This is a genomic window from Terriglobia bacterium, from assembly GCA_020072565.1.
Classification (GTDB): Bacteria; Acidobacteriota; UBA6911; order UBA6911; family UBA6911; genus JAFNAG01.
On the sequence record JAIQGI010000033.1, the window covers coordinates 58,015 to 70,304 of the forward strand.

General features: G+C 59.7%; 8 protein-coding genes and 1 pseudogene. 5 read left to right on the forward strand and 4 right to left on the reverse strand.

From position 1 onward, the window contains the following. Positions 1–12: 12 nt before the first annotated feature. A complete protein-coding gene (locus LAP85_19350) occupies positions 13–978 on the forward strand; it encodes a class I SAM-dependent methyltransferase (protein ID MBZ5498558.1) in 966 nt (321 codons plus the stop codon). Between the two features lie 71 nt (positions 979–1,049). On the opposite strand, the gene LAP85_19355 is transcribed toward LAP85_19350, so the two are convergent. Next, positions 1,050–4,436 carry a SpoIIE family protein phosphatase gene (locus LAP85_19355; protein ID MBZ5498559.1) on the reverse strand — a complete coding sequence of 1,129 codons (3,387 nt, stop codon included), beginning with the start codon at positions 4,434–4,436 and terminating at the stop codon, positions 1,050–1,052. 365 nt (positions 4,437–4,801) lie between these two features. Here LAP85_19355 and LAP85_19360 point away from each other — a divergent pair, with 365 nt between their 5' ends. The 3 genes from LAP85_19360 (at position 4,802) to LAP85_19370 (ending at position 8,699) form a co-directional block, all read left to right on the forward strand. Continuing rightward, complete coding sequence (locus LAP85_19360; protein ID MBZ5498560.1) at positions 4,802–5,347, forward strand: protein tyrosine phosphatase family protein; 546 nt, start codon at positions 4,802–4,804, stop codon at positions 5,345–5,347. 118 nt (positions 5,348–5,465) lie between these two features. Continuing rightward, on the forward strand, positions 5,466–7,202 hold the full coding sequence (locus tag LAP85_19365) for a glycosyltransferase family 39 protein (GenBank protein ID MBZ5498561.1): 1,737 nt from the start codon (positions 5,466–5,468) through the stop codon (positions 7,200–7,202). 240 nt (positions 7,203–7,442) lie between these two features. Beyond that, positions 7,443–8,699: a glycosyltransferase family 9 protein gene (locus LAP85_19370; GenBank protein MBZ5498562.1), complete on the forward strand. Its 1,257-nt coding sequence runs from the start codon at positions 7,443–7,445 to the stop codon at positions 8,697–8,699. Positions 8,700–8,829: 130 nt separating this feature from the next. Here LAP85_19370 and LAP85_19375 read toward each other — a convergent pair whose 3' ends face one another. After that, on the reverse strand, positions 8,830–9,114 hold the full coding sequence (locus LAP85_19375; GenBank protein MBZ5498563.1) for a hypothetical protein: 285 nt from the start codon (positions 9,112–9,114) through the stop codon (positions 8,830–8,832). Positions 9,115–9,258: 144 nt separating this feature from the next. Between LAP85_19375 and LAP85_19380 the strand changes: the two genes are divergently transcribed. Further along, positions 9,259–10,737, forward strand: coding sequence for a B12-binding domain-containing radical SAM protein (locus tag LAP85_19380; GenBank protein ID MBZ5498564.1), 1,479 nt, complete (start codon positions 9,259–9,261; stop codon positions 10,735–10,737). A gap of 297 nt (positions 10,738–11,034) precedes the next feature. Here LAP85_19380 and LAP85_19385 read toward each other — a convergent pair. Further along, a pseudogene (locus LAP85_19385) lies at positions 11,035–11,390 on the reverse strand (DUF5615 family PIN-like protein). A 3-nt stretch (positions 11,391–11,393) separates the two neighbouring features. Next, positions 11,394–11,729: a DUF433 domain-containing protein gene (locus tag LAP85_19390; protein ID MBZ5498565.1), complete on the reverse strand. Its 336-nt coding sequence runs from the start codon at positions 11,727–11,729 to the stop codon at positions 11,394–11,396. Between the last annotated feature and the right edge of the window lie 561 nt (positions 11,730–12,290).

Below are 12,290 nucleotides of genomic sequence, written 5' to 3' on the forward strand. Positions count from 1 at the left end.
GCACAATGAGCCATGCTCATATGTCCGAGGTGCGGCTCCGCATTGCAGCAGGCCGGCAATAGCGTCGTCTCCTGCCGGTGCGGGGGAACCTACCCGCGGCTCCCTTCCGGAGGACTCGATTTCCTTCAAGGCGCTGAATTCGCCGACTTCGATCTCGACGAAGAAGACGGCGTGCAGCGCGCCCTGCTCGAGCAGGAAGCCGATGGCGTCACTGCGCGGATGGACGGATTCCTCACTCCGCTTATCAGGCGTTTTGCCTTGTCCTCGGGGAAGCCCTCAAACCGTCTTGCGATCCTCGATTGTGGTTGTGGCAACGGGCTGTCGGTCGATATCCTTACAGCGCAGGGTATGGACGCCTGGGGCATCGACGCCGGCAGTGCCCGCCATCAACAATGGCGCCGGCGTCTTGCCCCTGGACGCCTCCTGTCAGCAAACGCGCTCCGGATCCCGTTTGCGGACGCAACCTTCGACGTGGTTCTCTCGTCCGGGCTGGTGGAGCATATCGGAATCCATGAAGAGGAAGGGAACGGCTACCGGGCCCAACGGCTTCCCGATTGCGATGAGCAGCGAGAGCAGTTTGTGCGCGAGTTAGTTCGAGTACTCAAGATCGACGGCTTCATTTTGATGGATCATCCCAACGGCGCTTTCCCCGCCGATTTCTGGCACGGCGGCGAGGCCGGCAGCATCCGCTGGCACAGGCCGCATGGGGACATGCTCCCACGCTTCCCGGAAATCGTGAGGTACTTTCGGCTGGCCGATCCTTCCTTGAATTTGGTGTCGCTGTCGCCGAGCCGCAGGCTGAGCTTCAACAAGGTCGGCGTCCACTGGTACGGGCGCCTCTTCGCTCCGGCGATGAAAACCTGGCTTCAAGTCATGGACATTCCAGCGGTTTCGTTTCTGGCGCGCAGCTGCCTGAACCCCTATCTGGTCACTGTCGCGGCAAGACAGCGCGACCTCCGCCGATGGCTTTATCCTTGACGCCACAAGAATCCAACCGGTAGCTGGGCAGATGAGGCTCCGCGGGCATCCTCGTCCATCTGTAGCTCTGTCTAGATCCCACTCAAGTCGGGCGACGCCTTCATCCGGATCACGATCAGAGTGATATCGTCGTTCTGCGGATGAACCCCGCGCCACTCATCACCCAGGGCGATCAGGTGGTCGATAATTGCCTTGGGCGGAAGCTTCCCGGACTTCTCGAAGCACTCCAGAACTCTCGGAAAGTCCAGGGTTTCGTCTTGGGCATCGTGCAGGTCCGTCAGGCCGTCCGTCATCAGCAGCAACACGTCGCCCGTTGAAAGGCGGAAAGCCGTTTCCTCATAAGGAAGGTCGATCGACGATCCCAGGAACATTCCTCCCACCGGAACGGTCTCCACCCTGCCCGATTCCGCCCGGAAGATAAAAATAGGCGGCATCGCCGCTGCACAAGCCCTTGCCCGCCCCTTCTGGAGGTGGAGCAGGGTCAGGGCCATCAGCATGTTCTGAAGGTTCATGTTGCGCAAGATGCGGTTGCACTGAACGAGGAAATTGGTCAGGTCGGGGTCACCGCCGAGCGTGCTGAACAAACCTTTCATTACTGCAACCATGATCCCGGCGCTGGTACCGTGCCCGGTGGCGTCCCCGACGGCAACCGCCAGGGATCCGTCCTCGGAGAGGCCAAAGTCGAAGTAGTCCCCCCCGACCTCAGTTGCCGTATGCATGCAGACCGCGATTTCATAATCAGGGTGGTCCGGCAAGGATTCCGGAAGCATCGACACCTGCAGGCGCCTTGCCTCCTCCAGCTCTTTCGTTTTTCTCTGGTTCTCGGCCTGGATGGCCGCCGCCTGGGTCGCCGCGAGTTTCGCCTGAATTTCTGCCGTACCCGCGCGCAGCTCGGCTTCCCGAACCCGAGCCTTTTCCCGCTCACGCTGCCTCACGAAGAGCAGGACCGAGCTGAAAATAAATCCCACGAGCAGGGCATAGAGACCAAACGCCCAGCGTGTGCTCCACCACGGAGGCCGCACGATGATCCGGAGTGAAGCACCTTCCTGGTTCCAGACCCCGTCACTGTTCGATCCTTTCACCCTGAGGATGTACTCACCGCTCGGCAGGGTCGTGAACATCACGAAACGCCGCGTCCCGAGTTCGATCCACTCGTCGTTCAACCCTTCCAGGCGATACTTGTACTGATTTTTGATGGGAGACGCATAATGGAGCGCAGAAAACTCAAATGAGATTGTCTGGTCCAGATAGGAGAGCGCGATGGATGGACTGAAGGTAATGGACTTGTCGAGAATGCCGCGTCGGCCCTCGAAGTCGCCGATCGGAACCGCCTTGTTGAGCAGGCGGAAATCGGTGATCACGACCGGGGGAACAAAAGGATTATCCTGAATCCGACCCGGCATGAATGCGTTGAATCCCCGTACTCCTCCGAAAAACATCTCCCCCTTCGGGCTCCTGTAATACGCGCCTCCGTTGAACTCATTGCTCTGCAAACCGTCCTCAACGGTGAAGGACCGGAAGATTCCTTCCGCAGGCTTATATCGACACAGACCCGAGTTGGTGCTTATCCAGAGATGGGCCGCATCATCCTCCAGGATTCCGTAAACGACATCGTCGGGCAAGCCGTCCGACTTCCGGAGTTGAGTAAAGCTGCCCGTCATGCGGTTCAGCCTGTTGAGACCGCCTCCATAGGTGGCCAGCCAGAGGTCCCCTCCCTTATCAGGGTGGATGGCGAACACGTAGTCATTGCTCAGACTGCGCGGATCGCGGGGATCATTCCGATAGCGCGTGAACACTCCAGTATCCCTGTCGAACGCGTTGAGCCCTCCTCCATGCGTGCCGATCCACATAACGCCGGCAGCGTCCTCGCAGATGACCCGGACATAATTGTTGCTGATGCTGTGCGGATTGTCGGGATCATGCCTGAAGTGGGTGAATTTCCCGGTAGCGGGATCGAGTCGGTCGAGCCCGCCGCCATAGGTACCGACCCATATTGTGCCCGCTCGATCCTCATACACAGTTCGCAGCTCATCGAAGCTGAGACTTCCGGGATCATCCGCATGGTGCCTGTAGTGAGAAAACCGTCCCGTGGCAGGGTCCAGTCGGTCCAGCCCGCCGCCGTTAGTGGCCAGCCATAGCAATCCCCTGCGATCCTGGATGATCATGCGGATGGAATCAAAGCTCAGGCTGTCGGGATTGCCGGGATCGTGCCGGTAATGAGCGATGCTGCCCCGGGCGGCATCCAACCGGTTCAGACCACCGTCATTGGTGCCGATCCAAAGGCTGCCGGATGAATCCTCCCAGAAGGACCAGACGATGTCACTGTTCAGGCTGTTGGGGTCGTCGGGATCGTTCATGAAGTGGAGGAACTCTTTTTTCTTCAGATCGGTCTTGTTCAGCCCCTCTCCGTAGGTACCAACCCAGAGCACACCGGACCGATCTTCGAACAGCGAATATATGCGATTGCTGCTCAGGCTGGTTCGATTCCCAGGATCCTGCAGGTATCGGGTGAAGGTCCCGGTTTCCTCGTCAAACCGGTTCAGGCCGCCTCCGTCGGTGCCGATCCACAGCGTCCCCGTACTGTCCTCCATCAGGGCGAGCACGGCGTCGCTGCCAAGACTGAGAGGATTCCCGGGATCATGGCGGTAACGGACGAATCTCCCCTTGCCTGGGTCCAGCCGGTTCAGGCCACCGCCGTAAGTGCCGACCCACAGGTTGCCACGGCGGTCCATCAAAACCGCCCTCACATCGTTGTTGCTTAAGCTGCGCGGATCTCCAGGCTGGTTGAGGAAGCGCGTGAAATTGCCGCTCGCCGTGTTCAACCGGTTGAGCCCGCCCCCCTGTGTGCCCACCCAAAGAACTCCGGCGGTGTCACCCGCGATGGCTCGGACATCATTATGGCTCAAGCTGGATGGGTCCCTGGGATCGTTCAGATAATGAATGAATTCGCCGGTGTCCCTCTTGAGCCGGTTAAGACCCCCATCCGTAGTGCCCACCCAGAGCTCGCCGTTGCGATCTTCGAAAATGGCGCGGACGATGTCGCTGCCAAGACTCCGCGGATTGCCCGGATCATGCCTCCAGTGCGTGAATTGTTCCGTCTCGCGGTCGAAACGCTCGAGGCCCTGGTAGAAGGTTCCTACCCAGATGGTGCCCCGATGGTCGATGCAAACGGCCTTTAGTTCATTGTGAGCCAGGCTGCGGGGATCACTGGAGTTGTGCTTGAATATGCGAAAGTTGTATCCGTCGAAGCGGTTGATGCCATCCTCGGTAATGAACCACATGAACCCCGTCTGATCTTGCGCAATGCCCTCGACAATACTCTGGGAAAGTCCCTGTTCAATGGAGATGTGTTGAAATACCAATGTCGGATGAGACCTGCGCCCGGCGGGATATGCGGTGAGCGTCGAGATACCCAGCAATAAGCCGGCAAACAGGATTCCCTTCACTCCAATCCGCATATTCGTCTTCTCCCGCGAAGGCGGCCTCGAAGCGAGACAGGTCAGCGGACGACGGCACGCGAGCGCTGGAATGCTGCCACGGAAAGGGGAGGAACACGAGCCCGGATTCTGCCGTAGTCAATTCAGGATACTACAACACCTCTCCGGCGCAGCACAAAAGCAGATTGCAGGGCGCCCAGGCCATGGAAAGACCGTCGGAACACTCTCCCATGGCCGTACACTTCCAGGCTTCGTTGCGGCGCCGCTCCCCTTATTCGATTGCTCTTTTCACGCGGTCGCGATAAAACTTTTCGACGGCCGCCGGCGGGCATGCCTATGCGAGGATCACCGGCGCCGGCCGAGCCGGCCTGAATTGTGAGGCGACAATGAAGAATTCGCACAGGCTATTGGTAAATTTAGTCCTGCTTTTGGCGGTGTCCACGGCCCTGCGGGCCCAGGTGCCGGAGGCGGCACAGGATAAGCCGAAACCGCCGCTCCCCAACTATGTCGAACTCTCGTCCCTCATCGGTACGGGTGGCCAGCCCGACGAGACGGGCATGAAGCAGCTGGCCGAGAAGGGGTACAAGTGCATCATCAACCTTCGCACCAGTGGCGAGGCGGTCGACCTGGCTGCCGAGGAAAAGCAGGCCAGGCAACTCGGGCTGCGATATTACATGGTTCCATTCAGCGGCAAAGAACCCAGCGAGGAGCAGGCGCTGGCCTTCAATGCACTGATGTCGGCGCTGAAGGAAGAAAAGGTCTTCGTCCATTGTACGATCGGAGCCCGGGTGGCCACCCTCATGACGATCTACTTCGCCCTCGAGCAGGGAATGTCGCCGGACGCGGCCGAGCAGCAGGCTTGGAAAATCGGCCTGCGAATACCCGAATTACTCGAGTTCTCAAAGCGGGTCATTGAACACCACAAGAAATAGGCCCTTCAGAACCAATGGATTTCTCTCGAACGTCCGGAGTGCGGGCGCCATGCGATCTCCAGTCGATTCAAGCCATCGGAGAGAGCAGGAACGACCCGGCCATGCGCGGAGGCACACAGTGACGGAGAGACAGTCAAGCAGCGGTCAGGGCAAGCTGATGGTGCTGCTCCCGTTGATCCTGACGGCTCTCGTCTATCTTTCAGCCACGATCCCCCGAGGGGTGATCGATTACGACGAAGGCAACTACTCACAAGTGGCACGGCAGATGTTCGAAAGCGGCGACTGGGTGACGCCCTACGACAACGGTGTCCGGTTTCTCGAGAAGCCACCGCTCATGTACTGGTTGACCGCTGCCAGCTTCCACGTCTTTGGCGCCAATGAGTTTGCGCTGCGGCTGCCGACCGCGCTCGGTGTGATTGCACTTGTGTGGGTGGTGATGCTGATAGCGCGGCGTGCCGCAGATGAGCGGGCGGCGGTCATCGCGGGGCTGTGCACGGCCTGTTCGGTGGGGACTTATCTGTTCACACGCGAGGCACTGCATGACATCTGGCTGGTGCTGTCGGTGACTCTTGCCCTGTATGCGTTTCTCGAGTGGCATTTGGATCCGTTGCATTCATTGCGCCGGGCTCTGCTCTTTTACGCATCACTGGCCGGCGCGGTCATGACCAAGGGCCTGGTAGGGGTAGCTTTCCCAGTCGGCATCGTGACCGTGTTCTTCCTGCTCGCGCGCGAGCGGCCGAAGTGGCGCACGCTGCACGTGCTTCCCGGTACGCTGTTATTCCTCCTGCTGGCAGTACCCTGGCACTGGCTCGCGGCAATCCGGAACCAGGGCTTCCTGTGGTTCTTCTTCGTCAACGAGCAGTTTCTGCGCTTTCTCGGCAGGCACGACCCACCCGTTCTCTGGTCGTTGCCGCTCCTCACATTCTGGGCGCTGATACTCGTTTGGGGGTTCCCCTGGACGGCGTTTCTCCCCGCGGCATTTGCGACGAGCCGCAAACCGGCCGACAGCAGACAGAGAGTGCTCGTAGTCCTGGCCCTGGCCTGGGCCGGTATCATCCTGGGCTTTTTCTCGGTCTCCGGCAGACTCGAACATTACGCATTCCCGGCACTCCCAGCACTCTCGCTTCTGGTCGGGGCGGCTCTGAGCCGGACCGATGACGGCAAAGCAGTGAAATGGGGTTTCCGTGGGCTGGCCGTTCTCGGCGTGGCAGTCCTGGCCGCAGGGATAGGCGTCGGCATCTGGTTTGTTGCGGCCGGACATGGCATTGAAAAAGCCGCAGCCGCTCGCACGAGCGTCATCTCTGAGACCGATTTCAGCATCCTGGCAGAGATGCCGCCTGCGATTCTGTGGAAGCTGTTGAAGCCCGCGGCGATAACGATCGTTTCGCTGGCGGTGGGTTTCGCGGCGGCACTCTGGTTTGAAGCGCATCGCCGGCGCATGCAAGCCGTGCTTAGCCTGGCGGCCGTCATGGTGGTTGTCTGCATTATGACTCAATGGAGTCTCTCGATTTGCGAGGACCTGATCTCTTCTAAGAAATTCGGCCTCGCCGTGGCACGAGAGGCGCGTCCGGGCGACCATCTGGTGGTGGTGGGTGATTTCGAATCGGCTAACTCGCTCAACTTCTATGAGCCATTGCGCGTCGAAGTGGTCGATGGCATGGCATACGCCCTCATTCCCGGCATGAAGTACCCGGATGCCCCACGGATCGTGTTGACGAGGGAGGAATTCGAAGCGCTCTGGGGGGCGGGGGGGCGGGTGTTTGTTCTCATACCTAGGTCCCGGCTGGGCGAATTGAAAGGGGGGGGCACGGAGATGCTGGAGGTGATGGATCGAGCGTTGGTTCGGAATCATTGAACGTCCCAGAGAAGGCGGCCGGGGAGCGGGCAGGCGAAGGCGTTCGCAGGAGCTGTCTTGCCCTGATGTCAGACGATTCGACTTCATAGACCATCGTCTTGTTGTGCGCAAGGCGGAATCGGTTCCGGACCGAGATGGCGTGCGCCAATAGCGGCACCCGCTGCAACGTTGAGCAGTACCATTTGGTTGCCCGCGCTTCCAGGGAGATTGAACCATGGTCGAGCGCAAGGTTAGCTACCCATGAAAGTTTCCACAATGCGACGGGTTGACGCATGGATCGGCGTCCCCTTGTGTCTGCTCGCCAGCAGTCTGCGGAGGGTGGCGCGTTGGTTGTTCAGGTCCACGGCCGGGGCAGATAGACCAAAGAGTGTTTTGATCATCAAGCTCTCGGAGCTGGGGGCATTGGTCACGCTCGGGCCCGCGCTGGATGTCCTGACGGCCCTGGTGGGGCGCAATAATCTCTACTTCCTGACTTTTGGTGAAAGCCAAGAATTGCTGGAGATCCTCGATTATGTGCCGCGTGAGCACATTTTCGTCCTGCGCACGGATACGCCTGCGCATCTGGTCTGGAATGCGCTGGGCGAAATGCTGCGCATTCGCAGTAAGAGGATTGACTGCTCGCTGGACCTCGACTTTTTTTCGCGGGCCACGGCCTTGATCGGCTGGCTCAGCGGCTGCAGCCGGCGCGTCGGATGTCATGCCTATTTTGCCGAGGGTCCCTACCGCGGGGATTTGCTGACTCATCGGGTGAAGTTCAATCCGCACATCCATGTCAGCCAGATGTTTGAGGTCCTGGCGAAAGCGATGGAGAAGCCGGCCGGGGATTTTCCACGCATCGAGTTTGTCCCCAATCCCGTCGAGGCGCCGCGAAACCGGTTTGAGCCCACCGCCGCTGAACTGGCCGTGGTCCGGCGCACGCTGGAGGAGGCCGGTGCCCGCACTCAGGACACGCTCATCCTCCTGAACTCCAACATCAGCGACCGGGAGGCGATCCCGTTGCGCAAGTGGTCGGACGAATGCTACGTGGACCTGGCTCGTCTGATTCTGGCGGGCATCCCGAGTTCATTCGTGTTGCTGACGGGCGCCCCGAAGGAAGCGGAGATCATCGCCAGACTTGAAGCAGATGTGGGCCAGGCCCGTTGCCGTTCGGTCGCCGGAAAAACCACGCTGCGGGAGTTGCTGACCCTTTACACGCTGTCGGCCATGATAGTCACCAATGATAGCGGGCCGGCCCACTTCGCGACTGTGACGGATATCGAGGTTGTGGTTCTGTTTGGGCCCGAGTCGCCCCTGTTATGGCAACCGCTGGGCGATCGGGTCAGGGTCATCTACCGGGGCATCGGGTGCAGTCCCTGCTTCTCCGTGTATAACGGCCGCCAGAGCAAGTGCCGCCGGAATGTGTGCATGGATATTGGGCCCGCGGAGGTTTACCAGGTCGTCCGGCAGCGCTTGGCGGATCGACGCGCCGGCGGTCGGGGGGCGGAACTGAAGTTATGAAAACGAGAAGAACCATTCTCCGGCGTGGGCATCAAGCTGCGAACGCAGGCCAACGAGTGCCACCCCTATCCCGGACGAGAGCCCGGTTGCCTGCATGCGTTTGATGCTTCCAGCGTGAACTGCCTCCGGGTCACCGGCCTGGGCTTTCGTAAATCAATTCCTGGCGACTTCTTGCCCCGATGAAGAGGCCGACGACCGCTCCCACGACGGCGCCCGCCGCGATGCAGATTCCCGTGGCCTTTGCGCCGTTGACAGCATCCGACCCCTGATCCCAGCCTTCGCTGCCCATGATATAACCGGCCACGGCACCGGCGCCGGTTCCGAGGAGCGTAGAGGTGCCGGCGTGCCCGGGAAGGAGCCGGATGACCTCCAGGACCTCCCCGGCGCCAAATGAAGAAGGACCATTCCGGAGCATCAGCTCCAAAAGACGATTGGCATCCGGGACCGGCTGCCCGAACAGTCTTACTGAGGAAAGGGTTGCTGCCGGTTCACAAATACCGACTGTTAAGAAGCGAATTAGGGCTTGCAGGAAAACTAACTTTATCGTATAAAGTACTTCATGTTTGCATCCAGGTTTGACACCCGGCACGCTCCCATGCTGCCGCGAGCGGACAGAAATGCTCACATAACCGCGAAATCAGCGCTCCTGCTTCTGCCATTTTATCCCAAAAGCCAGCATGGCAGCCTGGGAAAGCATGTCCTCACGCCGGCGCTGACTTTGTCTGCCGTGGCCGCCGGCACGCCGCCGGACTGGCGGGTCCGCATCTGGGACGAGAACCTGCTGCAAGGGCCTCCGCCGCAGGAACCGGTACCGCAGGTGGTCGGCATCACGGTTCACCTGACGTTTGCGAGCCGCGCTTACGAGCTCGCCGCGTGGTACCGGGCGCTCGGCGCCCGGGTGGTCCTGGGCGGGCTGCACGTGCAGTCCTGCCCGGAGGAAGCGGCGCAGCACGCCGACGCGATTTCGCTGGGAAACGGCGTCGAGACCTGGCCACAATTACTGCAGGACGTGGAATCCGGGTGCCTTGCACCCTCGTATTGCGGCAACTATGAGATCGCGTTTGACGGGGAACCGCGGCCTCGCCGCGATCTGGTGGATCGTTCGAGCTACCTGACGGCTGCCAGTCTCATTGCCACGCGGGGATGCGCGAACCGCTGCGGGTTCTGCTACATTTCGACATCCTCGGTCCGCTCCCGCTATGAGATGCGGAGTCCAGGCGAAGTCGCCCGCGAGTTGGCCGCACTTGATGAACCGTACGGTGTTTTCATCGACAACAACCTGGGATCGCGACCGGAATACTTGCGGTCTCTGTGCCGGGCGTTGCAGCCGATCGGCAAGATCTGGAGCGCAGCAGTGACGGCAGATGTTGCCGATGATCCTTCGCTGGTGCGAGCCATGCGTGCGGCAGGGTGTACGGGTGTCTTCCTGGGGATCGAATCACTCAACCCGGCCAGCCTGGCAGAATCCGGCAAGAAGAACGCCTGTCCCGAACGGTATGAAGCCCAGATTGCGGTCTTTCACGAGCACCACATCCAGGTAAACGCCAGCTTTGTTTTCGGGTTCGACCACGACGACCGGGGCACGTTCGAACGCACGGTTGCCTGGATTGAGCGACAGCATCTGGCCTGCGCCACATTTCACATTCTCACCCCTTACCCTGGCACTCCGTTGTTCCGCAGGCTCGACCGCGAGGGGCGGATCCTTCACCGCGACTGGTCGCGCTACGACACATGTCATTCCGTGTTCGTGCCGCGCCTGATGACTCCCGAAGAACTCGAAAGCGGGTACGCGTGGAGCTACAAGCACCTTTTTTCGGCCGGCTCCATTTGGCGCCGCCGGCCTCGCGACTGCGGATCCATTCCCCCATATGTCGCAGGAAGCATCCTGTACAAGAAGATGAACTGGATGTGGCCCTTATTGATCAAGGCGCGCGCCACGCACGCGGTGTGGCGCCCTCTCATCGCGCTGGCCCACGGTCGCCATGCCGCCACATACACGGGTGCCGGTGCAGGCCGTGGATCAGGCGCGCGCGATTAATGACGCCCGTATCGTCCGGGGTCCTTTGACCCGAGTGACGCCGGCCCTCATGGAAAAGATCTTGGATGTGGGGGAGCTGGTCGAGGAGGAGCGGGATCGATGACCCGGGTAACAGTTGAAATAGGGATTCAAACCCTGGTTTGATGGCTGAGAACCCCACCCGAGGCGATCCCATAAATCATTGAAAATACAGCAAAGCCCTCGTAAACAAAGGCTTTGATTAGCCTCGGTGGACCCCCGATATTCCCCGACTTTCCCCGGAATTCCCCAAAAATTCCCCTGCAATTTTCACTACACCTACCGCAGCGGCAGGTAGCGAATCTGGCCTTCCCATTCGGCCTCGAGGCTGCATTCCGACAACAGCAGAAGATCTTCGATCGCCGCTTTGACAGGAACGGATCGGCTGACCTCGAACACCCCCGGCATACGCTTCCCTTCCCGGACACGCTCCATTGCGTGAAAGGTGATCGTGGAGACATCATGCGTGATCAGGACACGGTTCTCCCGCGCTGCCCATTCCAAGACGGTGGCATCATCGGCGCCCGAGAGGGGCCGGCGTCCTGAATACGAACCAGATCCGGGTTTGGTTTTCGGCGCAATAAGCCTCGGAGGATGTCGTTGTTGAAGTTCTCGTCGGCTGCCAGCGCGAGCATGCGTCAGTTTCTCCCGCTGCCGGTGCGGGCCATCAGTCGCTGCCGAACGCCGGCAGGATCGTTGCGGGACTCATTTTCAGCCTGCACCCGCTGAGCGTCATCCCGGCGCCGGTCAAGGTAGGATTGGATCTCGGAAGGCCGCCTCAGGTAATACCCGAGAACGGAGTACACGTCGGCAAGCGGCACGGACGGATACTGTTGTGCGATTTCTTCCGCTGTCGCGCCATCCGAAAAGGCCGCGATAAGCGTGTCCAATGTCACTCGTGTCCCGCTGATCCGCACTACACCGTCAGCGTTGACTTCCAGCGGAATTGTTTCAGTGGTTGTTAGATCGGTCATGGATACTGTTCTCCATCCGCTACATTCTAACGCAATTTTCAGCGAGCGCAGGCATATTATCGCTTTGTTCGGACGACGAGCCATTCCCAGACCAAGAGCCGCACCCCGCCGCTCTCAAGATTGCCATAAATGCTTAGAATAATTGGACTTGGGATATGGTAGCGCTACAGGGATTCGAACCCTGGTTTGATGGCTGAGAACCCCACCCAGGGCGATCCCGTAAGTCACTGGAAACACAGCAAAAGCCTCGTAAGGAATGGTTTTGATTAGCCTCGGTGGCCGCCCGATTTTCCCCGACTTTCCCCGGAATTCCCCAATAATTCCCCTGCAATTTTCACTACACTGGCAAGAGTGATTCTGGGCGAAAAATCTCGTCTGCCCATGCCTGAAGTTGATCTCATGATCTCCAGGTCTTTGGTGGAATAAGGTGTACCCCATTGTCTAGACAGAAAATCGATCTTCTTAAGGTGCTTTCGCTACCGGGTGTTTTTGTCTTGACATCAGAAAAAGAAAGACCAGTAGGGCCTGTGGGAAATGTGGGAAAGTCTCGCTGCTTTTTGC

Bases quoted from the DNA above. Each gene is read 5' to 3' on its own strand.
- LAP85_19350 (MBZ5498558.1), top strand. From the start codon at position 13: ATGCTCATATGTCCGAGGTGCGGCTCCGCATTGCAGCAGGCCGGCAAT.
- LAP85_19355 (MBZ5498559.1), bottom strand. From the start codon at position 4,436: ATGCGGATTGGAGTGAAGGGAATCCTGTTTGCCGGCTTATTGCTGGGT.
- LAP85_19360 (MBZ5498560.1), top strand. From the start codon at position 4,802: ATGAAGAATTCGCACAGGCTATTGGTAAATTTAGTCCTGCTTTTGGCG.
- LAP85_19370 (MBZ5498562.1), top strand. From the start codon at position 7,443: ATGAAAGTTTCCACAATGCGACGGGTTGACGCATGGATCGGCGTCCCC.
- LAP85_19375 (MBZ5498563.1), bottom strand. From the start codon at position 9,114: ATGCTCCGGAATGGTCCTTCTTCATTTGGCGCCGGGGAGGTCCTGGAG.
- LAP85_19380 (MBZ5498564.1), top strand. From the start codon at position 9,259: ATGTTTGCATCCAGGTTTGACACCCGGCACGCTCCCATGCTGCCGCGA.
- LAP85_19390 (MBZ5498565.1), bottom strand. From the start codon at position 11,729: ATGACCGATCTAACAACCACTGAAACAATTCCGCTGGAAGTCAACGCT.